A 26,313-nucleotide genomic window follows, 5' to 3' on the forward strand; every position below is an offset into this window, starting at 1 on the left:
GATGAACGTGGCCGATTGGCCCTCCATGTGACTGGTTAGAGTCCGACCCGACCCGCTTCCGACGTCGGGCCGCCAACAAAGACGTTGTCATCACAACGCAGACGAGACGGTGAGTACATGGATCTCTTCGAATATCAGGCGAAGGAGCTCTTCGTTAAGCACGGAGTGCCTTCGTCCGAGGGCCGCGTCACGGACACGGCCGAGGACGCCCGCGCCATCGCGGAGGAAATCGGCAAGCCGGTGATGATCAAGGCCCAGGTCAAGGCCGGTGGCCGCGGTAAGGCGGGTGGCGTCAAGTACGCCGCTACCCCGGAGGACGCGTTCACGCACGCGCAGAACATCATCGGCCTGGACATCAAGGGCCACATCACCAAGAAGATCCTGGTCGCCGAGGCCAAGGACATCGCGGAGGAGTACTACATCTCCTTCCTGCTCGACCGCTCCAACCGGACCTACCTGGCCATGTGCTCGGTCGAGGGCGGCATGGAGATCGAAGAGGTCGCCGCGACCAAGCCCGAGCGCCTCGCCAAGGTCCCCGTCGACGCCGTCAAGGGTGTCGACCTCGCGTTCGCGCGTTCGATCGCCGAGCAGGGCCACCTGCCCGCCGACGTGCTGGACGCCGCCGCGGTGACCATTCAGAAGCTGTGGGAGGTGTTCATCAAGGAGGACGCCACCCTGGTCGAGGTCAACCCGCTGGTGCGTACCCCCCAGGACGAGATCCTCGCCCTGGACGGCAAGGTCACCCTGGACGAGAACGCCGAGTTCCGTCAGCCCGGCCACGAGGCGTTCGCGGACAAGGACGCGACCGACCCGCTCGAGCTGAAGGCCAAGGAGAACGACCTCAACTACGTCAAGCTCGACGGCGAGGTCGGCATCATCGGCAACGGCGCGGGTCTGGTCATGTCGACCCTCGACGTCGTCGCCTACGCCGGTGAGAGCCACGGCGGCGTCAAGCCCGCCAACTTCCTCGACATCGGTGGCGGCGCCTCGGCCGAGGTGATGGCGGCCGGGCTCGACGTCATCCTGGGCGACGCGCAGGTCAAGAGCGTGTTCGTGAACGTCTTCGGCGGCATCACCGCCTGTGACGCGGTCGCGAACGGCATCGTGAAAGCGCTGGAGATCCTCGGTTCCGAGGCGAACAAGCCGCTGGTCGTGCGTCTGGACGGCAACAAGGTCGAAGAGGGCCGCAAGATCCTCGTCGACGCCGCGCACCCGCTGATCACGCTTGCGCAGACAATGGACGAAGGCGCCGACAAGGCCGCCGAACTGGCAGCGGCCAAGTAAGGAAACCGGAAATGTCTATCTTCCTGAACAAGGACTCGAAGGTCATCGTCCAGGGCATCACCGGCGGCGAGGGCACCAAGCACACCGCACTGATGCTCAAGGCGGGCACCCAGGTCGTCGGCGGTGTCAACGCGCGCAAGGCGGGCACCACCGTCGCGCACACCGACAAGGACGGCAACGCGGTCGAGCTGCCGGTGTTCGGCACCGTCGCGGAGGCCATGAAGGAGACCGGCGCGGACGTCTCCATCGCGTTCGTCCCGCCGAAGTTCGCCAAGGACGCCATCATCGAGGCCATCGACGCGGAGATCCCGCTGCTCGTGGTCATCACCGAGGGCATCCCGGTGCAGGACACCGCCTACGCGTGGGCCTACAACGTGGAGAAGGGCAACAAGACCCGGATCATCGGCCCGAACTGCCCCGGCATCATCACCCCCGGCGAGGCGCTGGTCGGCATCACCCCGGCCAACATCACCGGCAAGGGCCCGGTCGGCCTGGTCTCGAAGTCCGGCACGCTGACCTACCAGATGATGTACGAGCTGCGCGATTTCGGCTTCTCGACCGCCATCGGCATCGGCGGCGACCCGGTCATCGGCACCACCCACATCGACGCCATCGAGGCGTTCGAGAAGGACCCGGAGACCAAGCTCATCGTCATGATCGGCGAGATCGGCGGCGACGCCGAGGAGCGGGCCGCGGCCTACATCAAGGCCAACGTCACCAAGCCGGTGGTCGGCTACGTCGCGGGCTTCACCGCCCCCGAGGGCAAGACCATGGGTCACGCGGGCGCGATCGTCTCCGGCTCGGCGGGCACCGCCCAGGCGAAGAAGGACGCGCTGGAGGCCGCGGGCGTGAAGGTCGGCAAGACGCCGTCCGAGACCGCCGCGCTCGCCCGCGAGATCCTCGAGAAGGCCAGCATCAGCGCCTGATTCGGATCGAAATCGTTACGAGGGCCGCCTTTCTCCGGGAAGGCGGCCCTCGTCGTCGGTCCGTCCGGTCGTCCGGCCAGTTGCTTAAGGATGACCCGAACGGACGAGTGCAGTAGCGTCAAGAGAGATCCAGCCGAACAACGACTCGACGTAGGAGACGACGACATGTCATACCCGACCGGGGGCTCCGGGTACAACACACCCGCGACGCCCTCCGCACCATCCAGCCTCGGCCAGTCCACTGGTGGTGCCAGCACAGGTACGAGCGCTTCCGGTTCCGATGCCAAGGGGCTGCCGTTCTTCCTGGTGGTCGGTGTCGCCGCGCTCGGCGTGATCAACTTCCTGCTCGGATTCCTGCCGTTCGCGGTCGAGGAGATCGAGCGCTCCGGCGCCACCATCACCGGTGACAGCTACAGCGGTTTCACGCTGTTCGGCGCGCCCGCCGCGCTCGGGCTGCTGCTGCTCGGTGGTCTGTTCGCCGGATTCTCGTTGCTGCCCAAGCAGAATTGGAAGGGCGCGGCCGCCGCCGCGTCGGCCGCGGGCTTCCTCCTCCTGCTGTTCCAGACCATCGCGCTACCGGACCAGCTCACCGCGGAGTTCGGCGCGTGGGTGCTGATCTTCCTCGCGCTGGTGCAGACCGGCGTCGCGGTCGCCGCGGTGCTCTTCGAGGCGGGCATCGTCAAGGCGCCCGCACCCAAGCCCGCGTCCGCGCAGGGCGCGCAGGGTGGTTTCGGCGGCCAGGCCCAGGGCGGCTACGGCCAGCAGCAGTTCGGCCAGGCCGGTCAGTACGGCCAGCAGAGCCAGCCGAGTCAGCCCGTCTTCGGTCAGCAGCCGGGTCAGACCTACGGCCAGCAGTCCTACGGCACCGGCCCGCAGTACCAGTCGCAGCAGCAGCCGTACGGCCAGAGCCAGCCGAGTCAGCCGGCCTACGGTCAGCAGCAGCCGGGCCAGTCCTACGGCCAGCAGTCCTACGGTCAGCAGCCGGGTTACGGTGCGCCGCAGCAGGGTTCGCCGTACGGCGCCGCGCCCGCGCAGCAGCAACCGCGTCCGGACGAGAGCGCCACGCAGCACTTCGGCGGCGCGCAGCCCGGCCAGCAGCAGTACGGTGCGCCCGGCTACGGCCAGCAGCCCCAGCAGAGCCAGCCGTTCGGCGGCGAGAAGCCGTCCGACCCGGCCAGCGACGCCACCCAGGCTTTCCGTCCGTCGGACGACAACAAGTAAGAGACGCAGGTACCGCGAGCACCTACCCCGACCGGGTGGGTGCTCGCGGCGCGCCTGACCCGCTCACCTCGGGAAAGGTGTCACGCTGAAGTGCCATGAACTCGTCACGGAACTCTCTCGTCCGCTGGACCGGTGGGGAATCCGACACATCGGAATCGCCGATGCGTAGCGGTCATCCGTCCGAAGCCGACGAATCCGGGTTCCTGTCCCTCACTCCGGAACGCGCCAGGGTTCTGCTGCTCGTCGCCGCCCGCCCCGCCACCTTCGCGCTCAGCGCGATCGTGGTGCTCGTGCTGGTCACGTTGCTCGCCGCGGGCAGCGGATTGGACGGCGCCTCGGGCGCCATCGCGGCGAGCTGGCTTGCGGTGCACCAGGTTCCGCTGGTGATCGGAAAGACCACGCTCGGCCTGCTTCCGCTGCTGCCGACCGCGCTGCTGCTCGGCGCGGCGGGGCGGGAGTGCTACCACGCGGTGGCGCCGAACAGTTCGCGCACCGATCTCGGCTGGGTGGTGGGGGCCGCGCTCGGCGGACCGCTGCTGCTCACGGCGGTCTGCCTGGCCGTCGCGGAGGACGCCTCCGCGGTGGTCGCGCTGCAACCGCCGAACAGCCTCGCCGCCTTCGGCTGGGTCCTCTTCCTGCACCTCCTCGCGGCGGGCGCCGGTATCGCGCTGCGGATGCGACGCCGGATCGTCGACCTGGCGCGCGCGCCCGAATGGGCGATCGCGGGCGTCCACGGCGCGGGCCGTACGGTGCTTCGCCTGCTCGGCTGCGCCGCGGCGGTCACCCTGGTGTCGTTTCTCGCGCGTTGGGGCGACATCGGCGATACCTACCGCTCCGCCGGAAATGCCTGGGGCTTCATCGGTCTGACGCTGCTGTCGCTGGCCTACCTGCCGAATGTCGTGCTCGGCACGCTCGGCGTCCTGATGGGCGCGAGCGCGAATTTCGGCGAGGCCTCGATCGGCCTGTTCGCCGTGGTCGGCGGACCGGTTCCGGCGGTGCCGGTGATGGCGGCGGTGCCGACCGGACCGGCGGCGGCCTGGTGGGCGGTGCTGCTGGTGATCCCCGCGGCGGTCGGCGCGCTCGGCGGCGTGGACGCCGCACGCACTTCCGGCGACCGCCGCACCGCGCCGTGGGCGACCCTGACCTCCGCAGGCACTGCGACCTTGCTGCTCGTGCTGCTCGGCGCGCTGGCGGGCGGAGAACTCGGCTCCTTCGGGCGGGTCGGGCTGGAGCTGCCGATCTTCGCTCTGGTGAGCTTCGTGTGGCTGGCCGCGGCGGGCTACGTCGGCCTGGTCTCCGCCAGGTACTTCATCGCTCCGGTCGGCGCGGTGCTGCCCGGCTACGACTACGACGAGTACGACGCGGACTACTACGACACCGACGCGGACTACTACTACGACGACTCGGACGACTACGAATCCGACGGCTATCGCTACGCGGACGACGAGTACGCCGACGACTTCCGGGACGACGACTACCACGAGGACGAGTACTACGACGACCGGTACTACGACGACTCGGACGAGGACGACCCACACCACGACGACCCGCACCATGACGACGATCCCGACGAAGCCCTCGACGGCGAGCTCGTAGACGACCCGCCCACCCTGACGACCGCCCCGCGCCAAGCCGCGCCGGACATCGTCGACGCCGAGGTCGTCGAAACCGACGCGGACCTCGACCCCCGCCCAGACGGCACACGCTAGGGCCCGCCAACCATTCCGACTGAATGTCACCCTCACCGGCCAGCACCGGCTCGAGGTCACCTTCGGTCGAAACGGCCGGGGTGGACTGAATGTCACCTTCACTGGGTGCGGGCGGCCCGAGGTCACCTTCGGTCGAGATGGTCGCGGCGGGCTGGCTCGGACGGAGGTGAAGGCACGCGCTAGCATCCGCGCGTTTCGCCGTGCTCGCCACCGGTCGAAAGTCGCGAACAGCCCACCGACTAGGCTTTACTCCGGCGGCGCCCCGATCCGGCCGCCGTTCCGACCGATACGCAGGAGTAGAGCGCTGACGTCTCCGCATGCCCAGTGGGCGCCCGCCGCGGCGCCGGCCACCGTAGTCGTGCTCGCCTCGGGCACCGGGTCGCTGCTGCGCGCGCTCCTCGACGCGGCGAGCGCCGCCGGCTATCCCGCGAAGATCGTCGCGGTCGGCGTGGACCGTGTCTGCGCCGCCACCGAGCACGCCGACGCCGCCGGCGTTCCGCATTTCCGGGTGGCGCTGAAGGATTTCCCCGACCGCATGGCATGGGATGCCGCGCTGACCGAGGCGGTGGCCGCCTACGAGCCGGACCTGGTGGTCTCGGCCGGATTCATGAAGATCCTCGGTCCCGCGTTCATGAACCGCTTCGGCGGACGGATCATCAATACCCACCCCGCGCTGCTGCCGTCGTTTCCCGGTGCGCACGGCGTCCGTGACGCGCTCGCGTACGGGGTGCGGGTCACCGGCTCGACGGTGCACCTGGTCGACTCGGGCGTCGACACCGGACCGATCCTCGCGCAGGAGGCGGTGCCGGTGCTGCCCGACGACGACGAGGAAACCCTGCACGAGCGGATCAAGGTTGTCGAGCGACGGTTGCTGGCGGAGGTTGTCGCCGCCGTCGCGACGCGAGGCATTGTCTCCGACGGACGAAAGGCAGTAATTCCAGATGAGCGGGTGCGCCAGTGAGTGAGCGTAGCGAAACGACCGTGGTTCCGGCCGATCGCAAGGCGATCAACAGGGCGCTGGTGAGCGTCTACGACAAGACGGGGCTCATCGAGCTCGCGACCGGTCTGCACGCGGCGGGCATCGAGCTGGTCTCCACCGGTTCGACGGCCGCCAAGATCGCCGACGCAGGCATCCCGGTGACCAAGGTCGAGGAACTGACCGGATTCCCGGAGACGCTGGACGGCCGGGTCAAGACCCTGCATCCGAGGGTGCACGCGGGCATCCTCGCCGACACGCGCAAGCAGGAGCACGTCGACCAGCTGGTCGAACTGGGCGTCGAGGCGTTCCAGCTCGTGGTGGTGAACCTGTACCCGTTCACCCAGACGGTGGCCAGCGGTGCGAGCCCGGACGAATGCGTCGAGCAGATCGACATCGGCGGCCCGTCCATGGTGCGCGCGGCCGCGAAGAACCACCCGTCGGTCGCCGTGGTCGTGGACAGCGGCGACTACGACGACGTGCTCGCCGCGGTGAAGTCCGGCGGCTTCACGCTGGCGCAGCGGACGGCGTTGGCCGCCAAGGCCTTCCAGCACACCGCGAGCTACGACGTCGCGGTGGCGAGCTGGATGACCAGCGTGCTGGCCCCCGGCGTGGCCGAGGAGCCCGCGAGCACGCCGTTCCCGGGATGGATCGGCGGCAGCTGGGAGCGCGCCGCGGTGCTGCGCTACGGCGAGAACCCGCACCAGGCGGCGGCGCTGTACACCGACAACGACGGTTCGGTCGGGCTGGCGCAGGCGGAGCAGTTGCACGGCAAGGAGATGTCGTACAACAACTACACCGATGCCGACGCCGCGTGGCGCGCCGCCTACGACCACGAGGCGCCCGCTGTGGCGATCATCAAGCACGCCAACCCGTGCGGCATCGCGATCGGCGCCGACATCGCCGAGGCGCACCGCAAGGCGCACGCCTGCGACCCGGTGAGCGCCTTCGGCGGCGTGATCGCGGCCAACCGCGAGGTCACCGTGGAGATGGCCGAGCAGGTCGCCGACATCTTCACCGAGGTCATCGTGGCGCCGTCCTACGCGGACGGCGCCGTCGAGGTGTTGCAGCGCAAGAAGAACGTGCGCATCCTGGTCGCCGAGCCGCCGCAGCGGGCGGGCGCCGAGCTGCGTCCGATCAGCGGCGGCGCGCTGTTGCAGCAGCGCGACATCCTCGACGCCGAGGGCGACGACTCGGCCAACTGGACCCTCGCCACCGGCGAGCCCGCGGACGAGCAGACCCTCGCCGATCTCGAATTCGCTTGGCGCGCCTGCCGCGCGGTGAAGTCCAACGCCATCCTGCTCGCCCACGACGGCGCGTCGGTCGGCGTCGGCATGGGGCAGGTCAACCGGGTGGACGCGGTGCAGCTCGCGGTGCAGCGCGCGGGGGACCGGGCCAAGGGGTCGGTCGCCGCCTCCGACGCGTTCTTCCCGTTCCCGGACGGACCGCAGCAGCTGATCCAGGCCGGTATCCGCGCCATCGTGCAGCCCGGTGGTTCGGTCCGCGACCAGGAGACCATCGACCTGGCCCGCGAGGCCGGAGTGACGCTCTACCTCACCGGGTCGCGCCACTTCGCGCACTGACCCGAGCGAACGCGGAGAGCGGATTCCGAAAGGAGTCCGCTCTCTGCGTTTTTCGTGTTCGGACAGCTGCGAAGCAATCGATGCCTCGGGGCCGCAACGCTTTTCGGTAACCAACTGGACGTCTGGATCTCATTATCCGGTATGGAATCCCCGGAACAGTATTTCCATGGTGCAGAATGTACGCATGCGTATCGTGGTCGCCGGGACATCGGGGTTCCTCGGCAAGTATCTGGTCTCCAAGCTGAACGACGAGGGCCACGACGTGGTCCGCCTGGTGCGCCGCGAAGCCGTGCGCCCGGACGAAATCAGCTGGGACCCTTACGGTTCGAGCTTCGACAGCGGCATCGTGGCGGGTGCGGGCGCGGTGATCAACCTGTGCGGCGCGACCGTCGCGGGCAAGCGCTGGTCGCCCGCGTACAAGGAGGAGATGCGCGACAGCCGCATCGTGCCGTCCAGGGTGCTGTCCAGGGCGGTCGCCGAGACCGGTGTCCCCGTCCTGCTCAACGCCTCGGCCGCCGGTTGGTACGGCGACAGCGGCGACCAGGACGTCGACGAATTCGCGCCGCATGGAACGGATTTCCTCGGCACCATGTGCCGGGATTGGGAAGCGGCGACCGAGGCCGCCTCCGCCGCCGGTGTCCGGGTGGTGCTGCTGCGCACCGCGAACGTGCTCTCCGCCGACTCCATGCTGATCGAGAAGCTGCGCCCGCTGTTCCGGCTCGGACTCGGCGGCAAGTTCGGCACCGGCCGCCAGTACCTGCCGTGGATCACCCTGCACGACTGGCTCGCCGCGGTGAACTGGCTTTTGACGTTCTCCGTCTCCGGCCCGGTGAACCTGTCCGCCCCCGAGACCGTCACCAACGCCGAGTTCACCTCCGCCTTCGCCGCGGCGATGAACCGGCGCGCCGTGCTGACGCTGCCCGGCGCCGTGCTGAAGCTGATCGGCGGCGAAGGCGGCGCCGAGCTGCTGCACGGGCACAAGATGGTGCCGAAGGTGCTGGTGGGCAACGGTTTCGAGTTCGCGCACGGCACCCTGGATCAGGCGATGAAGTACACCTTCGCCGTGCGCTGAGCGGTTCGTCGAACGGCGAAGGCCGGTCCGGCGAACGTCGCTCAGGCGGCGCTGAGCACCGTCCGTTTGCCCAGCGGCGCCTTCAGCGGGATCTCCATGGTGCCGAACACGGCGATCATCACGCACATCCGGCCGACGGCGTCGGCGCGGGTGCCGCCGCGCAATTCCACCGTGACCGTCGTGTCGGTCTCGGTGGTCACCGCGTCCACGCCGTAGCACTCCGGCGCGCCGGTCTGGAAATTGACGGCGATCCTGTCGTCGGCGACGCGAGCCCACGAGGTGAACGGGATGGGGTGCGCGCCGACGATCGTCGGATCGGCCGTGAACGGCTGGCCTTGCGGCTGCGCGACCTCGCTCGGCGTGGGCGGCGCGGTAGTGGTGACACCAGGCGTGGTGTTCTGTTGCGCGCCATCGTCGTTCGAGCTACCGCACCCCGTGACGGCGAGGCCGAGCAGCAGGGTGGCGACGGCGAGACTGGTGCGGCGGCGATTCATGGCGACCACCCTAGTGGGAGGAACGTCATAGTGAACACTCCGGGAACCCTGCGCGTACTCCGCTCGCCGACGTGCGCTCGACTGTAGATTCGCTCCCGGTGCGGGCCAGCAGCATACGGCCCGCATCGATGTCGAATGCTCTGCACAGTTGATCTTCGAAAGGAAAAACGTGGGCGACACGCTGCGCGTAGGCGAAGAACTTGCACTCGGCCATTCCCTGAGCGGCGGTGCTTACACCCTGACTCTGCAATCGGACGGCAACCTCGTCCTGTCGGAGCCGGATGGAAACGTCGTCTGGGCCACTCAGACTCACGATCAGGGTGTGGAGCGGGCGACGCTACAGCACGACGGCAACTTCGTGCTCTACAAGGGTGAGGGCGCCGCTTGGTCGACCGAGACCAACGGCAAGGACGCGGACCGGCTCGTCGTCCAGGCCGACCGCAACGTGGTGCTGTACGGCGCCGACGGCAGCGCGCTGTGGGCGTCGGACACCAACACCGACAACCCGCTGCCCGCTCCGGAGGAGCCCGCCGCGGCCCCGGCCGAGGAGCAGGTCGCGGAGCAGGCGCCCCCGCCGCCCGCGCCCGAGCCCGAGTTGCGCACCTACACCGTGGAACCGGGCGACACCCTGTGGGTGATCGCCGAGCGCTTCTACGGCGACGGCAACCGCTACCAGGAGATCGCCGAAGCCAGTGGCATTCCGAACCCCGACGCGATCGAACCCGGTCAGGTGCTGACGATTCCGTAGTCGGCACACCGTCTACGCCTGCGAAAAGCAACGTGGGACCCCGGGACTTGCGCTCGGGGTCCCACGTCTTTCGCCTGAGTGGTCTGAGGGCGCTTGCGCGCTAGCGGCTTTCGCCGGTGGTCAGTATCGCATGGCGTAGGAGACCTTGCGCCACAGCGACTTCTTGCGCTGGGCTTCCTTGAACCGGTCGTCCTCTTCCAGCACCTCGGTCGCGGCGGACACCCGGCGCTTGGCCTCGGCGATCGCCTCGTCGACCGGCATGACGGTCTCCAGGTCGAACAGCTCGATGATCCGCGAAACCCGTTCGTGCACAGTGCCGCCCACCACTTCGTAAGGCAGCCCGATGTCCTTCACCACTTGCAGCAGCGTGTCGTCGGAGAGCTTACGGAACGGTTCGGACACCGGGCGGTGGCCGTCGGTCTTCATCGGGAACTCCACCGGCAGGTGCACATAGGCGTCGTACAGCCGGGCGGCCCGCTCCTTGACGACATCGCCGATGATGTCGGTGTACTCCCGCAGCGGCGCCTTGCGCCCGATGCCCGCGGCGGCCTTCACGGTGCGCAGCAGCAGCCCCGCGCCGGGATTGATGCCGACCGCCATGCGTGCGGTGCCGTACACCCATTCGTGCACCACGGAACCGTCGGAAATGAAAGAGCCGCCGCCGGATTCGTTGTGCACCCGCTCCTCGAAGCGGCGCAGTCCGAGTTGCAGCAGTTCGATGGAGTTGAGCTCCATCACCGTCTTGCCGGGGGCGAGATCGATCAGCAGCTCACGGGAGGTGAGCGCGTGCGTGCGCGGAATACCGGTGGCGATCGAGAGCGTCTCGGTCGTCGTGCTCTTGCCGACGCCGTAGGTGCCGGAAATGGCCAACTTCAGGCTGTCGCGGCGCTGTCCGCCGACTAGATACACGGGTCCTTCTCCGATCGCTCAGTGGTCGTCACGCAGGACTTCCCAGCCGCGCGCTGTCGCGACCCGCTCCAGCGCGGGGTCGACCGGGACGACGGCCGGGTGGCCGACCGTCTCCAGCACGGGTACGTCGCTCAGGTGGTCGCCGAAGCCGAAGTCGCCCGCGAGGTCGTGCTCGGGATACCGGGCCGCGAACGCCTCCACCTCGGCGCGCTTGGCCGCGCCGATGAGGGACTTGCGCACCGCGCCGGTGTACACGCCGTCGCGCTCCTCCAGCTCGGTGCACAGCACGCCCACGCAGCCCAGTTCGATCTCGATCGGTCGCAGGCAGGCGCGGAAGGAGCCGGAGACCAGCACCGTCTCCACCCCCTGCGCGCGCAACTCGCCCAGCCGCCGGACCAGGGGCTCGCGGTAGAGCCCGTCGGCGCGGACGCGGTCGTGCCAGGCGCGCGCGTTGTCCTCGACCTCGCGGACCGGGATGTCGGCCCAGAGCAGGTAGTAGCTCCGGTTCAGCATCTCCCGGTCCGCTCCGGTCTCGGCCAGGCGTTGCATCCGCTTCTGGTGCATGGCCAGCACCTCTCCCCGCCCGGTGCCTTCGAAGAAGTACGCGGCGAAATGCTGCAGTGTGCTGATCCGCAGCAGGGTGTGGTCCACGTCGGTGAACGCGAAGCGCGGCCTGGTCGCCAGCACGGTCAGGCCACCGGCGCGGGCTGGGTGTCGGCGTCCTCGGTCGGCACGCCGGGGGTGGCGAGCGCGGCCTCGTCCAGATCGCGGCTGCGCAGTGTCAGGAACGCGATCGCACCGGAGACGGCCGCCAGCACCGCCGCCAGCACCATGGCGTTCTCCAAGCCGCTGACGAACGCCGATTCCGCTGCCGCGCGGACGGATTCGGCGACCGACTCGGGCACCTCGGCCGCGACGACGGCCGGACCGCCCGCCGCGACCGCGTCGCCCGCCTCGGCGGCTTTGTCGCCGAAGACCGTGCGCGCCGCCTCGGATTCGGTGAAGGCGCTACCGACCCGGTTCTGGAAGAACGCGCCGACCGCGGCGATGCCGATCGCCAGACCGGCCTGCTGGAAGGTCTCGTTCACGCCCGAGGCCATGCCCGCCTTGTCCGGGCTGGTGACCGCGATGGAGAAGGCGGCGCGCGGCGGGTTGAACACACCCATGCCGAGACCGATCAGCACCATGCCGGGGATCAACGCGGTCCACGAGGAACCGGGCTCGACGAGCAGCACCGCGATCAGACCCGCGGCGATGAGCAGCTGCGAGGCGCCGACCAGGATGGACGGCGGCAGCTTGGCGACCATGCTGCCCGCGATGGCGGCGGCGACGAACAACAGCAGCGTCAGCGGGAGGAAGCGCACGCCGCTGGCGAAGGCGGAGTAGCCGAGCAGGTTCTGCACGTAGGAGATGAGCAGGAACAGCGCGGGCATCACCGAGAGCGCGCACAGCGCGGTCACCACGGACAGACCGTTGAAGGTGCGGTTGCGGAACAGCGTCAGGTCGAACATCGCGTGGCTCGGCCGGGAGATCTGCAGCCAGGTGAAGACGGCGAGCAGTACCAGGGCCAGCGCGAAGCAGCCGATGATCCGGCCGCTGGTCCAGCCGTCCTGCTCGCCCCGCATGAAGCCGAGCACCAGGAAGAACAGACCGGCGGAGAACGTCACCATGCCCAGCCAGTCCACCGGCGGCGGTGTGTCGCTGCGGGATTCGCGCATCTTCAGGTAGCCGACGGCGAGCGCGGCGATGGTGACCGGCACGTTGATCAAGAAGATCCAGCGCCAGCCCGCGGTCTCGGTGAGCGCGCCGCCGATCAGCGGGCCGAACGCGATCGCCAGACCCGCGACGCCGCCGAACACGCCGAACGCCATGCCGCGGTCCTTGCCGCGGAACTCGTGTCCGAGCAGCGCGGGGCCGACCGCGAACAGGATCGCGCCGCCGAGGCCCTGCACCAGGCGGGCGACGATCAACACGAAATCGTTCGGCGCGAGGCCACAGGCCAGCGACGACAGCACGAAGATCACCAGGCCCGCGTCGAAGACCCGCTTGCGCCCGATGCGGTCGGCGAGCGAGCCCGCGGCGAGCAGCACCGCGGCCAGGCCGAGCGCGTAGGCGTCGAGAATCCACTGCAGCGCGGAGAACGTGGAATCGAAAGCTTCGCGGATATCGGGTAGTGCGACGTTGACGACGGTGAGGTCGAGCATCAGCATGAACGTCGCCAGCGCGACGACGACCAGCGTCCAGATCGCACTTTCCGATCGCTGTGGTGTCTTGGTCAGGGCGCCTGCGGATGCCATGGGAATTCCCCTCCAGGTGGTATGCGGCGACGGCTGTTGGTTATGCGGCGTGCAACGCTGCGGAGACCGCGTCGGGCACCGGCATCAGCTGCGGTAGCTGATACATGCCGGCCACCCGGGTGACGATTTCTTCGATGGACCCCCCGATCACCAGATAGGGGACGGTCCCGTCGTGCAGGGTGTCGAGCAGTATTCGGTCGATCGTGGTGCGGTATCGGTCATCGCCTTCGGTGCCCGATTCCCGGTCCATCCGCAGATGGACGAACCCGTCGTAGGTGACGTTGGCCCGCCGGGTCACGATTCCGCCGTGCGCCAGCAGGTACCGCTTCTCGAAGACGCGAAATGGCAGGTCGCGCGGGTTCCACAGCCAGTGCCGGAGCCTGCGGGTTCGCCGCAGCGCCTCGGCCGCCACCCATTCCTGGAGCACCGAACCGTCGGAGACGAAACCCGAGGTCAGCCGGGCTTCGGAATCCACGCGCTGTTCGAAGCCGCGTACCGCGGCGTCGACCGTCGGCGCGAGCCGTCGATCGGCGCCCGGGGAGGCGAGGTGGGTGGAGATGGCCGCGTAGTCCAGGCCGGTGGCCAGCGCGAGAGCGGTGCAGACGGTGGTCTTACCCGTTCGCGGTGCGCCGGTCACGGCCAGTCGTAGCGCGGGTGCATCCTTCATCGGGCGTCCTTGTATAGCGGGTGCCCGCATTTTCGCGTATCCCCTTGTGGGCAAGCGGAATACGCGAACGCGAAATGCGGTCTCACCGGGTTCATCGAAAATCTAGTAATCAAGTGATAACTTGTCAACATGAGGGCCAGACTGAGTGCGGCCGAGCGTCGCGAGATGATTCTCGAGGCCGCTGGGCGAGCGTTCTCTCGCGGCGGCTACGCGGGCACCAGCACCGACGTCGTCGCGCTGGAGGCCGGAGTCTCGCAGCCGTACGTGGTGCGCATGTTCGGCACCAAGGCCGACCTCTTCCAGGAGGTCTTCGACCGGGCGGTGCGGTCCCTGCTCACCGCGTTCGCCGCCGAACTGGAGGATCCGGAGGTCGCCGCGTCGCCCGAGGTGTGGAAACGCCTCGGCGGGGTCTACAACAGCCTGGTCGAGGACCGGGACGTGCTGGTGGTCTTGTTGCAGGGCTTCAGCGCGGCCGCCGGTCATCCGCAGATCGCCGCCGCCGCACGGCGTTTCGTCTCCGCGCTGTACACCCTGCTCGTCGAGCGCACCGGCTGCGACCCCGAGCGCGCGCGGGAATTCATCGCCAACGGCATGCTGCTCAACGCGCTGCTGGCGATGAACGCCACCGAACACGCCGACGACCCCGCGCTGGCCGCGCTCGCGGAATGCGCGCTCGGCCAGGACTGCGGGTTCGACGCTCCGGAATCGGAGTGAGGTGCTGGGCTGAATCCCCTTGTCCGGCATTCTCAGTCGGGCAACTGGTGCGCGAGCAGGCAGAACCCGGTGACGCCCTGGAACTCCTTGATCAGTAGATCGGCGCTGCGCCAGCGCTGGCCGCCGCGGTCGATGGTCGAGGTGCGCCGGATCTCCACCGTGCCGTCGAACGGCTCGGTCGAGGGGCGGCGCGGACCCTCGGTGACGAACTCGAGCTTGCGCATCCACAGCGTGTTGCTGTTGCGCCGGTCCAGTCCGTCCATCTGGTAGAGCAGGATCTGGGAGAGCTGCGCCGCGCCGACGATGGCGTCGATCGGCGAAACCGAGTCCCAGTAGGCCGATTCCGCGCCGACGTAGCCGCCCTCGACCCCGGTGCTGACGCGCTGCCTGCTGTTGATGCGGGTGGCGGTCTCGTCGACGGTCAGGTCGGCGGCGGTCAGCGTGTGGTCCTTGACGCCGTTGAGGTAGTAGTGCGGCGCCGGACCGTAGATGTCGCTGAGCTGCTCGATGTGGTCGGTTCCCGGCACGTCCAGCGCGCCCGAACCGACGGGGTGCACCATGGTGAGCGTGCCGGTCAGGTTGCCGACGCGGAACTTGAACGCGGTCTCGATCTCGTCGGCGTCCTCCGCGGCGGCGGTGGTGGTGGTGATCTCGGCCTCGACCGGAATGCGGTCGAGGTCCTCGTGCGGTGCGGCGCCGGCCCGCACGGCCGCCTGGCGCACCCACATGCGGGAGGACTCGGCCGGGCTGAGGTCTCGGGCGTGGGTGATGGCGGCGTCGCACAGGGAGGCGGCGAGCATGATCGTGTCGACGCTGCTGACGTGCGGCACCAGCTCGCGGTGCTTCTTGGTCGACCAGGCGGCCGGGTAGCTCAGCCGCGCCACACCGGAGTGCTTGGCGCCGAGCTGGGTGGAGCGACGGATTCGAAGGTCGGCCAGCTCGGGGCTGACCTTTTTATAACCCTCACCGAAGTATCGATCGGACCGGGGTCCGAGGGGCTCGTCGTAGCTGGAAAAAGAAACGGTCATGGCAGAGCAACTTTCGAAGAGCGATCGAGCAGTTCGGTTTCAGGCAACCTGGGGCAGGTCGAAAACCTGTCCCGCATACGACAGACCGGCGCCGAAAGAAACTTGCAAAGCAAGTTGTCCCGGCTTCGCCCGGCCCGAAGACACCAGGTCATCGATCGCCAGCGGAAGGGCGGCGGCGGAAGTGTTTCCGGTCCGTCGGACGTCGTCTGCGATCACTACCGATTCGTCCTGCCAGCCGAGTTTGCGAGCAACCCCGTCGATGATTCGCAAATTCGCCTGATGCGGGATGAATACCTCTACGTCGGCGAGTGTGATACCGCCGGCGTGCGCGATTTCGGAAACTATCCTGGGCACCGCGCCGGTCGCCCAGCGGAATACTTCGGTGCCCTCCATGTGCAGGAAGGGCGTGGCCGTGGTGGTCGGCGCGGCACGCAGTTCTTCCCAGGTGGGTTCCTGGCGGATCAGGCGGGACTGGGTGCCGTCGCTGCCCCATATCGTGCGCCTGATGTGCCCGGATTCGGTACGGCCGACGATCGCGGCGCCCGCGCCGTCGCCGAAGATGGGAGCCACCGACCGATTGTTGAGATCGATGACGTGACTGAGCTTTTCGGAGCCGATGACGAGAATGTTGTCGGCTTGGCCCGCATTGATCAGCGCGGCGGCTTGGCCGATGCCGTGCGCGTAGCCGGAGCAGCCCGCCGAAATGTCGAAGGCGGCGGGGCCGGAGCAGCCGAGTTCGGCGGCGACGATCGCCGCGGCGGCCGGAGTCTGGTTGAGATGGGTCGAGGTCGCGATCATCACGACGTCGATCTGGTCGGCGGACATCGCGGCGGCATCGAGCGCTTTCTGCGCGGCCGATGCGGCCATCGAAATTACTGTTTCGTGATTTCCAGCGAATCTACGTTCGGTAATTCCGGTCCGCGTGGATATCCACTCTTCATCGACACCCAATTCGGGGGCGAGATCGGAATTGGAAACGATGCGATCGGGCCGGTATGATCCGATCATCAAAACTCCGGCTTGTAAAGCCGTCATACTTCCCACCCCCGAGAGGTGAATCAACAATTCTGTATGAATCAATGTATCACCCGGCCTGAATCTCGGAGTGAGATCACATTGCTATAACACCTGTATAACGGCATGTTGTGACGAAGGTCACGTTTTTTCATAGACTGTTGACATCGCTCGATTACCGGTCTGTCACAAGAGGACTCGGGCGCGGTCGCCAGTTATTAACTACCGATTGGTAATCGAGCGATTCTCACCTGGGGAAACCGGTGGGGATGCGACGGCGTCCGAGTTCGGGAGGGTCGCGCCGGACCGCTCGATCGATAGCTGTGGATTGTCCGCCGTGCGGGCTCGGGCGGGACTAGGGCCCGGCGACCGGCGGATACGACGACGGCGGGGGTTCGGGTGCGTCGCGCACCCGAACCCCCGCCGTCGTGGATCGGAAGGTTCGCGCTACCGGCTGGTGAACGGCAGCAGGGCCATCTCGCGGGCGTTCTTCACCGCGACGGCGACCTGACGCTGCTGCTGCGGGGTGAGCCCGGTGACGCGCCTGCTGCGAATCTTGCCGCGATCGGAGATGAACGTGCGCAGCAAGTTCACGTCCTTGTAGTCCACCGTCTCGATCCCCGCGGCGATCAGCGGGTTCTTCTTGGGGCGGCGGGCCTGTTCCGCGCGGACCTTCTTCGACGGTGCTCGCTTGACTGCCATATCAGGGATTCCTTCTACGGGATCGGTGGTTCTTACCAGCTCGATTTGTGCACACCGGGCAACTCTCCCCGGTGGGCCATCTCGCGCACACGCACACGGGAGAGACCGAACTTCCGGAGGTGACCCCGCGGACGTCCGTCCGCGGCGTCCCGGTTGCGCAATCGTACCGGACTGGCATCGCGCGGCAGGCGCTGCAGGGCGGCCTGCGCGGCGGCCCGGTCGGCGTCCGGCGTGGCCGGCTTGCGGATCAGTTCCTTCAGCTCCGCGCGGCGGGCCGCGTAGCGGGCGACGACGGCCTTGCGCTGCTCGTTGCGCTCGATCTTCGACTTCTTCGCCATGTCAGCGCTCCTCGCGGAAGTCGACGTGCTTGCGCACCACCGGGTCGTACTTCTTGAGGACCATGCGGTCCGGGTCGTTGCGCCGGTTCTTGCGGGTGACGTAGGTGTAGCCGGTGCCCGCGGTCGACTTCAGCTTGACGATCGGGCGGATGTCGGTGGACTTCGATGCCATGAGAGCTCCTAGATCTTCTCGCCGCGAGCCCGGATCCGAGCGACCACGGCCTCGATTCCGTCCCGATCGATGGTCTTGATGCCCTTGGCGGAGACGTTCAGCGTGACGCGGCGGTCCTCGCTGGGCAGGTAGTAGGTCTTGCGCTGGATGTTGGGGTTCCAGCGGCGGCTGGTCCGCTTGTGCGAGTGCGACACGGACTTGCCGAACCCCGGCTTGCGGCCGGTGACCTGGCAGTGGGCCGACATGTGGGCTCCTGGAGTAGATGACAATCATTTTCGACAATGGCTGCTCGACACTGTACCGTTGCTGGACGGCAAATGAAAATCGTTATCGAAAGGGGTTCCGGTGGTTGTGCCTGATCCCGCCCTGCTCCCGCCCGAGCCCGATCGCCGGACGCCGGTGGTGCTGGTCGCCGGTCTGCCCGGCCGCGCGGCCGCGGGCGTCGACCGTGCCGCCGACGCGCTGCTCGGCGACGGCGTCGTCGTCGTGCGCCACGAGCTGAGCGAGCTGCGCGAGGGCGTCGTGCGCCGCACGGTGCGCACCGCGACGGATACCAGGACCACCGTGCTCGAGCTGGCGCACGGCTGCGTCTCCTGCACGTTGCGCGCCGACCTGCTTCCGCTGCTGTGCACGTTGGCCGCGCGGGAATCGGTGCGGCGCATCGTCCTCGCACTCGATCCGGCGTTCGAGGCAGAGGCCGTGTGCCAGGCCATCGGTGATGTCGTGGTGACCGGAGTCGTGGGCCGGGTGGACGGACCCGCCGGGCGCGACGTACGCGTCGAGGCCGTGCTCACCTGCCTGGACAGCCAGGAGTGGCTGAGCGACGCCACCGGCGACGAGACCCTCGCCGAGCGCGGGCTCGCGGCAGCGGACGACGACCGCACCGTCGCGCAGGTCGCCGTCGGCCAGGTCGATTTCGCCGACGCGGTGCTGGCCATCGGCCCCGCGCTCGACGCCATGGAGCAGGCCAGGCTCGGCGCGGTGCTGACCCGCCTGGTGCCGGACGCGCCCGTCGCCTGGATCGACGACCTCGCCGCCGTCGCCGCCACCGACATCGAAGCCCTGCTCGCGCGGATTCCGGCGGGATCGCGGCGCGGCCGGATCTTCGACGCGCACGCGCCGCTGCTGCGCGGGCAGCCGCCGCTGACCGCCGAATACGGTGTCAGCCTGGTCGAATTCGCCGCGAGCAGGCCCTTCCATCCCGGCAGGCTGCACGACGCGCTCGACGTGCTTTTCGAAGGCGTTGTCACCGCCCGCGGCAGGCTCTGGCTGGCGACCCAGCCCGACGAGGTGGTGTGGCTGGAGTCGGCGGGCGGCGGGCTACGCGTCGGCGGTGCGGGGCGCTGGCTCGCCGCGATGAGCGAAGACGAACTAGCGCAGGCGGATCCGACTCGGCGCGCGCTCGCCGCGCTGCGCTGGGACGACCGCTTCGGCGATCGGGACGTCTCGCTGGTGATCCTCGCGCACGACGCCGATCCCGCGGAGATCCGCCGGGCCCTGCACTGGGCGCTGGTCGAGGACGACGAACTGCGACTGGTCGAGCGCGCGCCCGAACGGGTCGCGCTGTGGGACGACCCGTTCGGTGACTGGCACGCCGACCCGTGCGACGACGCGGGCGAACTGGTCGACGAGGTCGCGGAGCCCAAAAGTCGGAGAGGAGAAGGAAAGTGAAGACAGGTATCCACCCGGACTATCACCCGGTGGTATTCGAGGACTCGAGCACCGGCAAGCGGTTTCTCACCAGGTCCACCGCCACCAGCGCGCGGACCATCGAGTGGGCGGACGGCAACACTTATCCGCTGCTGGTGGTCGACGTGACCGCCGACTCGCACCCGTTCTGGACCGGCGCGAACCGCGTGCTGGACACTCAGGGCCGGGTCGAGAAGTTCGAGCGCAAGTACGGCAGGCGCGTGCGCGCCGGACAGGAGGCCTGAGATGGCGGTGCCCAAGCGGAGGATGTCGCGGTCCAACACGCGCAGCCGTCGCGCCCAGTGGAAGGCGGCCCCGCCCGCGCTGGTGCCGGTGACCGTCGGGGGAGTGGTGCACCAGGTGCCGCGCCGCCTGGTGCAGGCCGTGCGCCGTGGACTGATCGACCTCGATCGCCTCTGATCGAACTCGGCGTACCCGAGAAACGCGTCGGGCCCGGCGGATCACACCGCCGGGCCCGACGCGTTGTCGCGCCGCCGACTCGCGATCACGAGCCGCCCTGTGCCGCGGGCGCCTGGCGATTCGTGCCCGTTGGGCGTGGCGGCGGACCGGACGGTTCGTTGCGATCGTGATGTGGCGGCAACCGATCGGCTACCGATGTGGCTTGCGTCACATGCAGCTATTCCTGAATTAAGGCGTGCGACAAGGTAACTGGGCGATGAAATGCATACCCAAAGTTTGTTTTTAGCGGTCTTAAAAGTCTCCGCGCAGTGATGATTTCGTGTCCCTGCACCGGTACCCTCATCCGGGAGGGCGGGTTCTTCCGGTTCTCGGAAGAACCCGCTCATCGCCAAGCTTTGGCATTCTCCCGTAAACCGCTCTCGCGAAAGATGTTTCGCGCGCGCCTACGGCTTCCCGTTTCGAGATTCGGAATCCGCGTCCGAATGTCCCGGCAATCCGGGCAAATCCGGCAGCAGGGACTCGAGTCGCGCGAGCTGAGCGCCGATCAACTCCGCGGGCCCCTCGATCAAGGAGAGCGGCCACGGCCAGCGGTGTCCTTCCAGCTGTCGCACCTGCTCGATCAGGTCGGCGGTGGTGGCCTCCAGTTCACTGATCTCCGTGCGCAGTTCGCCGATCTGGGCGCGCAGTGCCTCGGTGTCGCCCTCCAGCGCATCGATGCGCCGCAGCGCCGCGGCCAGCCCGTCCACCAGCGTCAGGTGCCGTCCGTCGGCGTCCGTGCCCAGCTGCGGCCATCCCGCGAGACCGGGGCCGCGCAACTGGGTCTGGATGTCGCGCAGCACCGCGTCCTGCTCCGGCGTCATGTCCGGTTCCTCCTGTCCGAAATCCCACTGGCCGAAATCTGCGGTCTCGGCCACGTTCACGTCGCAGAGCACGCCGTCGACCCGGATCTGGCGCAGCGTCTGATGAATGTTGCGGCGGGTCTCCACGTTGCCGCCCGACCACGCGTCGGTCTGCCACGCCCACGCCGCGCTGCCCGCGTCCAGTGCCCGGCTCACCGACCAATACCCGCCGTAGATACCGACATTCGCGGCGCCGAGCACGGTGGCCGCGCCGTCCAGGTACGCGTTGATCGGCACCTGGTCCTGCGGGGTCGCGTCGAAATCCGCCGAGAAGTAGATGGGCCGGTCGGGACGGCCGCCGCAGCGCAGCACCTGCGCGAGACCGGCTCGCGCGTCGACGATGCCCGCGTTGTAGCCGTCCAGCATGCGCGCGGCGGTCGTCTCCCAGTTGGAGACGATGGAAATGCGGTGCGCCCGAAGGTCGTCGGCCTCCGCCGGCGTGAGCAGCTTGCCGGGCAGACTCGGGCCGCCGGGCGTCAGATATCGCACCACGAAATCGAAACCCGCGGCCCGGATGGCGGCGCCGCCCGGACGTCCACCGGCGTAGTCCAGGCCGAACCGCATGTCTCCCACTGTAAGACGTAGACGGTGCGGTTCGCCGGGGTTCAGCGCGTGAACTCGGGCCGCCGCGCCGGTGCGGGCGGCGTCGACGGTGTGCGCCGGTCGGGGGCGACGAGTACCGCGGTGATCGGCACGGCCAGCGACAGCATGCCGATGACGAACATCGGCACCAGGAAGGAGAACAGGTCTTCACCGGTCGGGAGCGCCGCGCGCGGATCGATCCGCAGCTCCAGCCCGGCCATCCGCAGGTAGTGCATGCCGACGACAGCGCACCCGAACAGCGCCGAGGCGCCGACGACGGCGGCCGTCGGCCACGAGAACAGCACGAACCACAGTGTGCCCAGCGAGATCACGACGCCGAGCACGCCGGAGGCGATCACCTGCCACAGTCCGAACTCGATGTCGCCGCGCACCTGCACGGCGCTCATCCCCAGGGCGAGCATCAGGCTCAGTCCGGCGCCCATAAGCACGCCCGCGGCGAGCAGGCGGGGCAGTTGCAGCGTCCGCCCGAGCACCATCAGCCCACCGAAGACCGAAAGCACCGCGAGCACCGCCGCACCCGTCAGCCGGGCGACGTCGTAGCGGATCAGCGCGTCGCCCGAGGGCGTGACGCCGAGCATCGAGACGAAAACCGCCAGCCAGGTACCGATTCCGCCGATGGAGACCGCCGCCGAGGCCAACCAGACCAGCCGGAACTTGGACGTCACCGACTTGGTCGACTGACGGATGCAGATCAGACCGATCAGCGCGCCCGCCATCGCCACCAGGATCGACAGGCCGAGGACCCAATAACCCATGGAGAAGTAGGACAAGACAGCGACCCTCACACCTGTCCGACGGGCTGCTCGTGCTGCTGTGCCGCGAGCCGCTGGATCGCGTATTCGGTGACAGCGGCGAGTGATTGGCGCACTTCCATCGCGTTGCGCGCGTCGATGTCGACGATCGGCACCCCGGACCGTACCGAGAGCGCCTCACGTAGCTCGGCGACCGGGAACCGCGGTGCGTCCGGAAAACGATTGACCGCCACCAGGAACGGCAGTCCGCGCGCCTCGAAGAAGTCGACGGCGGCGAAGCTGTCCTCGATGCGGCGGGTGTCCACCAGCACCACCGCGCCGATCGCGCCGCGGATCAGGTCGTCCCACATGAACCAGAACCGGCGCTGGCCCGGCGTGCCGAACAGGTACAGCGTCAGGTTCCCCGGCAGCACGATGCGGCCGAAATCCATGGCGACCGTGGTCGTTTCCTTGCCCGGCGTCGCGGCCAGGTCGTCGATGCCGTCGGAGAAGCCGGTCACCATGGCTTCGGTGCGCAGCGGGACGATCTCCGATACCGCGCCGACGAAGGTGGTCTTGCCCGCGCCGAAACCGCCTGCCACAACGATTTTCGTCGAAGCGGTTCGATTGTCCATGGATGCCGAGCCGTACGGCTGGGAGTTATAGGGCGCGGAGTCCACGCAAAGTCCTCTCCATCAGGGTCCGGCGCTCGTCGTAGCTCGCCTGGTCGCTCAGGGTCGAATGCACGCGCAGCGTCCCGGCGACGACGAGATCGCCGATCACGACTCGGACCAGGCCGAGCGGCCGTTGTAGCTGAGCCGATATCTCAGCGACCGACAGACGTGCGGTGCCCAGCCGCACGATATCGGTCCGGATATCGCCGACCGGCCATTCGAAATGTGCAGTGTAGGAGATGGTCTCGATGACCGCCTCCAGGGGAAGGTCGACCGCGGGTTCGGTACGCCCCGAGGTCAGGGCGTAGGGACGAACGCGGGTGGGTGGTATGCCCGGCCCCCCGCCGGATGGGGTAGACATCGCACGCTCTACACGGCCGTCCGGGCGGTGGCCTGGACCACCGAACCGACCCGATCGACGAGCAGCGCCATCTCATAACCGATCCGGCCGATGTCGTGCGTCTTGTTGGCGAGCACCGCGAGGTGCGAGCCGTTGCCGACCGTCATCACCAGCAGGTAGCCGCGCTGCATGTCGACGATCGACTGCATCACCTTGCCGCCGTTGAACAGCTGGGCGGCGCCGCTGGACAGACTCGCCAGGCCCGCGGTGACCGCCGCGAGCTGCTCGGCGCGATCGGCGGGCAGGTGCGGGCTGGTCGCCTGCAGCAGGCCGTCGGCCGACACCAGCACCGCGTGGGTGACACCCGGCACGTCCCGAGTGAAACGGGTGACCAGCCAGTTCAGATTCTCGTCCGTGGTGTTGCCTGGTTTGTCGGTCATGCAAGCCCTCCGTCGTTGTACTGGGCGTCGGCCCGCCCGCTGCGGACCCCGCTGAGATGCCTGGTCAAGCTGTTGCGGATCTCATCAGGATTCCGCGTGTTGGATTCGTTGGTCGGTGCCAAACCGCCGGGGACCAGCTGCGCGCCCGGCTGCCGAATGGGGAGGCCGCCAGAGGTGCGGCCGGAGGTGGTCGGGTTGCTCGCCTCCGCGGCGGCCGCCCAGCCGACGTCGGCGGGGGACGACCAAGCGCCGGTGTCGTTGTCGGATCCGGCGGAGGCGGGTTCGACCAGCCACTCCGACACCATGCGCTGGTAGATCGGTGTCGGGGATTCCGGGTTCACCGGACGCAATCCGGTGACCGTCGCTTGGGTCGCGTTGGCGACGGCCGCGGGCTCGGGCACCTCGTAGACGGCGGTCTCGGCCCACACGTCGACCTGCGCGGGTTCGGCGGGCTCGGGCACCGGCGAAGGCAGCGCGAGCGGCTCCACCGTGCGCGGCGCGCCGTTCTCGTTGCGCGTCCGGATCGGCAGCGGGCCGCCGCGGCCGGGATCGGTGGTCTCGGCATCGATGACCGACGTCTGGCGGTCGGCCGGGGTGGCCACCCGGATCGCCGGGCGCCGCTGCGGCAGACCGGTGCTGCTCATCTCGAACGAGGAAGTGTGCTCGGGCAGCGCCAGACTCGGCACCGGGACCAGCATGCGCGGCGGCGCGACCGTGGGTTCAGGCGCGCTCTCCTGCGGCTGCGGCGCGGTGAGCTGCGGCGCCTTGTCGCTGATCGGCACCGGCGAGACCAGGGTGCCTGGCAGGTGCACGCTCGCGGTGATGCCCGGTTGCTGCGCCATCGCCGAGGTGCGGCGCAGGTTGACCGTGATGTTGTGCCGCTTGGCGAGTCGGCCGACCACGAAAAGACCCATGCGGCGGGCCGTTTCGACGGTGACCTCACCACCGGAGGCGAGGTGTTCGTTGACCGTCTGCAGGTCCTCGGCGGACATGCCGAGACCGCGGTCGATGATCTCGATCAGGTAGCCGCCGTCCACCGCGCGGGCCACCGACACCGCCACCGGCGTGGTGGGCGGCGAGTAGCGCAGCGCGTTGTCGATGAGCTCGGCGAGCAGGTGCTCGACGTCGACGGCGGGCTCACCGGGCACGATGCCGTCGGGCGCGCTGCCGATCTCGACGCGCTGGTAGTCCTCGACCTGGGAGACTGCGCTCCACAGCATGTCCGAGAGCGGAACGGGCGGCAGGTGACCGCGGCGCAGGGCGGTGCCCGCGAGCACCAGCAGGTTGTCACCGTTACGGCGCATGCGGGTGGCGAGGTGGTCGAGGCGGAAGAGGCTCTGCAGGCGCTCGGAGTCGTCCTCGTCGTGCTCGAGTTCCTCGATCAGCGTCAGCTGCTGCTCGACGAGCGACTGGCTACGGCGCGAAAGGGTCTCGAACATGCTGCCGATCTGCAAGCGCAGACGCGCCTGCTCGGCGGCGAGGTGGAGCGCGGCGTTGTGGATGTCGTCGACGGCTCGGGCCAGCTGGCCGATCTCCTCGGTGGTGTGCACGTCGACTCGGGTCGGTTCCGGTGTCGCGTTGCCGGAACGCACGACCTCGAGTTCGTTGGGCAGGTCGACGTGCGCGACCTGGAGCGCGCCGTGGCGCAGGCGACGAATCGGGACGACGAGCGAGCGGGCGACCGCGAGCGCGAGGGCGAGACCGGCGAGCAGCGTCGCGACCACGATCGCGATATCGCGCAACACGATGCCGCGGACTTCGGCGGTCCGGTCGGCCAGTCGCGCGTCGATGGTGTCGACCAGGTTCAGCGTGGTCTGGTCGTAGGCGGTGGCACTGGTGCGCAGCGAGTCGATGACCGGCTGGCTGCCCGCGGGATCGCCGAGGTTCTGGCTGAAGGCGCCGAGGCGGACGTTGACCGCGTCGATCAGCACGCTGGCGTTGAGCGCCGAAGACGGCTGCAGCTGGGCGAACTGGCTCAGCAACACCAGCTCACCACCGGCGGTGATCAAGACCGTCGGGCGCACGGCCGGGTTGCGGTCCGCGCCCGGCGAACCGATCAGCAGGTACTGCTGGGTGTGCAGCCTGCGCGCGTTGGTGGTCACACCGAGCTGCAGGAAGTAACGCTGGATGGTGATCTCCTCCAGCGAGGTCGAGCGCGCGATCGCGTTACCGATGCGGGCGGCGACCTCGTCGGCCTGCTGGCCGATCGCCACCGGCGAGCTGTTGCGCAGGCCGTTGCGCATCGCGCGGCCCGCGGTCAGCGCCGCGTCGAGCTCGTTGGTGACGTCCGTCGGCGCGCCCGTCGAGCGCAGGGCCGTCTGGAGATCGGCGGCCGCCTGATCGAACCGGCCCGCGATGCGGTCCAGGTCGGCGTCGGTCGTCTGGTTCTCCCAGGTCGTCGCCGTGCTGACGGCGAGTTGTTCGGTGGCCGAGGCGAAACCGAGCATCGGCCGGATGATCCTGGCCTGGTCGGTCGCCGCGTCGAGGTCGCCGATCGTGTTCAACTCGTCGTTGATTCGCAATACCGCGAACGTCGAGGCGAGCACCACCGGCAGCAGTAGCACGATCCCGACCTTGCGGGTGACGGACCAGTTCGACAGCCTGAATTGCCGGGAACGCGGTGCTGCATCCATCCGCTTCCGTCGCCTCCACTCCGCGCGGGT

29 protein-coding genes are annotated in these 26,313 nt (G+C 68.7%); 12 read left to right on the plus strand and 17 right to left on the minus strand.

Translation table 11 applies throughout. The annotated features are described in order from the left end of the window. Positions 1-117 precede the first annotated feature (117 nt). From sucC to FB390_RS10230, 7 genes are all read left to right on the plus strand, one after another. Positions 118-1,284 (plus strand): ADP-forming succinate--CoA ligase subunit beta, encoded by a 1,167-nt coding sequence (sucC, locus tag FB390_RS10200; RefSeq protein ID WP_141808744.1) that lies wholly within the window; start codon positions 118-120, stop codon positions 1,282-1,284. A gap of 11 nt (positions 1,285-1,295) precedes the next feature. Further along, on the plus strand, positions 1,296-2,210 hold the full coding sequence (gene sucD / locus FB390_RS10205) for a succinate--CoA ligase subunit alpha (protein ID WP_141808745.1): 915 nt from the start codon (positions 1,296-1,298) through the stop codon (positions 2,208-2,210). A gap of 165 nt (positions 2,211-2,375) precedes the next feature. Next, positions 2,376-3,431: a DUF5336 domain-containing protein gene (locus FB390_RS34615; RefSeq protein WP_141808746.1), complete on the plus strand. Its 1,056-nt coding sequence runs from the start codon at positions 2,376-2,378 to the stop codon at positions 3,429-3,431. Between the two features lie 161 nt (positions 3,432-3,592). Further along, positions 3,593-5,140, plus strand: a complete 1,548-nt coding sequence (locus FB390_RS33460; RefSeq protein ID WP_246123945.1) for a cell division protein PerM — start codon at positions 3,593-3,595, stop codon at positions 5,138-5,140. Between the two features lie 286 nt (positions 5,141-5,426). Continuing rightward, complete coding sequence (purN, locus tag FB390_RS10220) at positions 5,427-6,101, plus strand: phosphoribosylglycinamide formyltransferase (RefSeq protein ID WP_246124270.1); 675 nt, start codon at positions 5,427-5,429, stop codon at positions 6,099-6,101. Further along, positions 6,098-7,699 carry a bifunctional phosphoribosylaminoimidazolecarboxamide formyltransferase/IMP cyclohydrolase gene (purH, locus tag FB390_RS10225; protein WP_425465857.1) on the plus strand — a complete coding sequence of 534 codons (1,602 nt, stop codon included), beginning with the start codon at positions 6,098-6,100 and terminating at the stop codon, positions 7,697-7,699. The genes purN and purH overlap by 4 nt, the downstream gene beginning before the upstream one ends. A 184-nt stretch (positions 7,700-7,883) precedes the next feature. Continuing rightward, positions 7,884-8,771 (plus strand): TIGR01777 family oxidoreductase, encoded by an 888-nt coding sequence (locus FB390_RS10230; protein WP_141808747.1) that lies wholly within the window; start codon positions 7,884-7,886, stop codon positions 8,769-8,771. 41 nt (positions 8,772-8,812) lie between these two features. Here the strand turns inward: FB390_RS10230 and FB390_RS10235 are convergent, their stop codons facing one another. After that, positions 8,813-9,265, minus strand: a complete 453-nt coding sequence (locus tag FB390_RS10235; protein WP_141808748.1) for a hypothetical protein — start codon at positions 9,263-9,265, stop codon at positions 8,813-8,815. A gap of 169 nt (positions 9,266-9,434) precedes the next feature. Here FB390_RS10235 and FB390_RS10240 point away from each other — a divergent pair, with 169 nt between their 5' ends. Beyond that, positions 9,435-10,013 (plus strand): LysM peptidoglycan-binding domain-containing protein, encoded by a 579-nt coding sequence (locus FB390_RS10240; protein WP_141808749.1) that lies wholly within the window; start codon positions 9,435-9,437, stop codon positions 10,011-10,013. Between the two features lie 120 nt (positions 10,014-10,133). Here the strand turns inward: FB390_RS10240 and FB390_RS10245 are convergent, their stop codons facing one another. From FB390_RS10245 to FB390_RS10260, 4 genes are read right to left on the minus strand one after another with little or no spacing between them, the layout of a single operon-like run. After that, the gene (locus FB390_RS10245) at positions 10,134-10,922 is read right to left on the minus strand and encodes an AAA family ATPase (RefSeq protein ID WP_067784269.1); all 789 of its coding nucleotides are present in this window, start codon (positions 10,920-10,922) and stop codon (positions 10,134-10,136) included. 18 nt (positions 10,923-10,940) lie between these two features. Further along, positions 10,941-11,609 (minus strand): HAD family hydrolase, encoded by a 669-nt coding sequence (locus tag FB390_RS10250; protein ID WP_185756989.1) that lies wholly within the window; start codon positions 11,607-11,609, stop codon positions 10,941-10,943. Between the two features lie 2 nt (positions 11,610-11,611). Further along, a complete protein-coding gene (locus FB390_RS10255) occupies positions 11,612-13,219 on the minus strand; it encodes an MFS transporter (protein WP_141808751.1) in 1,608 nt (535 codons plus the stop codon). A gap of 40 nt (positions 13,220-13,259) precedes the next feature. Next, entirely contained in the window at positions 13,260-13,886 is a 627-nt protein-coding gene (locus FB390_RS10260) for an AAA family ATPase (protein WP_141808752.1), read from the minus strand. A 129-nt stretch (positions 13,887-14,015) separates the two neighbouring features. On the opposite strand from FB390_RS10260, the gene FB390_RS10265 reads away from it, so the two are divergent. Further along, positions 14,016-14,600, plus strand: coding sequence for a TetR/AcrR family transcriptional regulator (locus FB390_RS10265; RefSeq protein ID WP_141808753.1), 585 nt, complete (start codon positions 14,016-14,018; stop codon positions 14,598-14,600). Positions 14,601-14,632: 32 nt separating this feature from the next. Here the strand turns inward: FB390_RS10265 and FB390_RS10270 are convergent, their stop codons facing one another. The 6 genes from FB390_RS10270 to rpmB form a co-directional block, all read right to left on the minus strand. Further along, a complete protein-coding gene (locus FB390_RS10270; protein WP_141808754.1) occupies positions 14,633-15,628 on the minus strand; it encodes an AvrD family protein in 996 nt (331 codons plus the stop codon). A 39-nt stretch (positions 15,629-15,667) separates the two neighbouring features. Continuing rightward, positions 15,668-16,663, minus strand: a complete 996-nt coding sequence (locus tag FB390_RS10275) for a beta-ketoacyl-ACP synthase 3 (protein ID WP_246123946.1) — start codon at positions 16,661-16,663, stop codon at positions 15,668-15,670. A 426-nt stretch (positions 16,664-17,089) separates the two neighbouring features. Then, complete coding sequence (rpsR, locus tag FB390_RS10280) at positions 17,090-17,344, minus strand: 30S ribosomal protein S18 (RefSeq protein WP_011211513.1); 255 nt, start codon at positions 17,342-17,344, stop codon at positions 17,090-17,092. A 32-nt stretch (positions 17,345-17,376) separates the two neighbouring features. Then, positions 17,377-17,682 carry a 30S ribosomal protein S14 gene (gene rpsN / locus FB390_RS10285; protein ID WP_141808755.1) on the minus strand — a complete coding sequence of 102 codons (306 nt, stop codon included), beginning with the start codon at positions 17,680-17,682 and terminating at the stop codon, positions 17,377-17,379. 1 nt (position 17,683) lies between these two features. Beyond that, the gene (rpmG, locus tag FB390_RS10290; protein ID WP_067784286.1) at positions 17,684-17,854 is read right to left on the minus strand and encodes a 50S ribosomal protein L33; all 171 of its coding nucleotides are present in this window, start codon (positions 17,852-17,854) and stop codon (positions 17,684-17,686) included. An 8-nt stretch (positions 17,855-17,862) separates the two neighbouring features. Further along, the gene (gene rpmB / locus FB390_RS10295) at positions 17,863-18,099 is read right to left on the minus strand and encodes a 50S ribosomal protein L28 (protein WP_141808756.1); all 237 of its coding nucleotides are present in this window, start codon (positions 18,097-18,099) and stop codon (positions 17,863-17,865) included. Between the two features lie 100 nt (positions 18,100-18,199). Between rpmB and mrf the strand changes: the two genes are divergently transcribed. Genes mrf through rpmF form a run of 3 tightly spaced genes read left to right on the plus strand, consistent with a single transcriptional unit; the run spans position 18,200 to position 19,963 of the window. After that, a complete protein-coding gene (gene mrf, locus FB390_RS10300) occupies positions 18,200-19,525 on the plus strand; it encodes a ribosome hibernation factor-recruiting GTPase MRF (protein WP_246123947.1) in 1,326 nt (441 codons plus the stop codon). After that, positions 19,522-19,788, plus strand: coding sequence for a type B 50S ribosomal protein L31 (locus tag FB390_RS10305; protein ID WP_141808757.1), 267 nt, complete (start codon positions 19,522-19,524; stop codon positions 19,786-19,788). Before mrf ends, FB390_RS10305 begins: the two co-directional genes overlap by 4 nt. A 1-nt stretch (position 19,789) precedes the next feature. Then, positions 19,790-19,963, plus strand: coding sequence for a 50S ribosomal protein L32 (rpmF, locus tag FB390_RS10310; protein ID WP_141808758.1), 174 nt, complete (start codon positions 19,790-19,792; stop codon positions 19,961-19,963). Between the two features lie 443 nt (positions 19,964-20,406). On the opposite strand, the gene FB390_RS10315 is transcribed toward rpmF, so the two are convergent. Genes FB390_RS10315 through FB390_RS10340 form a run of 6 tightly spaced genes read right to left on the minus strand, consistent with a single transcriptional unit; the run spans position 20,407 to position 26,283 of the window. Further along, positions 20,407-21,426, minus strand: a complete 1,020-nt coding sequence (locus FB390_RS10315) for a glycoside hydrolase domain-containing protein (RefSeq protein WP_141808759.1) — start codon at positions 21,424-21,426, stop codon at positions 20,407-20,409. 41 nt (positions 21,427-21,467) lie between these two features. After that, positions 21,468-22,250, minus strand: a complete 783-nt coding sequence (locus tag FB390_RS10320) for an MHYT domain-containing protein (protein ID WP_246123948.1) — start codon at positions 22,248-22,250, stop codon at positions 21,468-21,470. Continuing rightward, the gene (locus FB390_RS10325; RefSeq protein WP_067784299.1) at positions 22,247-22,831 is read right to left on the minus strand and encodes a GTP-binding protein; all 585 of its coding nucleotides are present in this window, start codon (positions 22,829-22,831) and stop codon (positions 22,247-22,249) included. The genes FB390_RS10320 and FB390_RS10325 overlap by 4 nt, the downstream gene beginning before the upstream one ends. Positions 22,832-22,856: 25 nt before the next feature. Next, positions 22,857-23,231 carry a DUF742 domain-containing protein gene (locus FB390_RS10330; protein ID WP_067784301.1) on the minus strand — a complete coding sequence of 125 codons (375 nt, stop codon included), beginning with the start codon at positions 23,229-23,231 and terminating at the stop codon, positions 22,857-22,859. Positions 23,232-23,239: 8 nt separating this feature from the next. Beyond that, on the minus strand, positions 23,240-23,650 hold the full coding sequence (locus FB390_RS10335; RefSeq protein ID WP_067784303.1) for a roadblock/LC7 domain-containing protein: 411 nt from the start codon (positions 23,648-23,650) through the stop codon (positions 23,240-23,242). After that, a complete protein-coding gene (locus tag FB390_RS10340) occupies positions 23,647-26,283 on the minus strand; it encodes an ATP-binding protein (RefSeq protein WP_141808760.1) in 2,637 nt (878 codons plus the stop codon). Before FB390_RS10340 ends, FB390_RS10335 begins: the two co-directional genes overlap by 4 nt. Positions 26,284-26,313 lie beyond the last annotated feature (30 nt).

It is taken from the genome of Nocardia bhagyanarayanae, assembly GCF_006716565.1.
GTDB classification, from domain to species: domain Bacteria; phylum Actinomycetota; class Actinomycetes; order Mycobacteriales; family Mycobacteriaceae; genus Nocardia; species Nocardia bhagyanarayanae.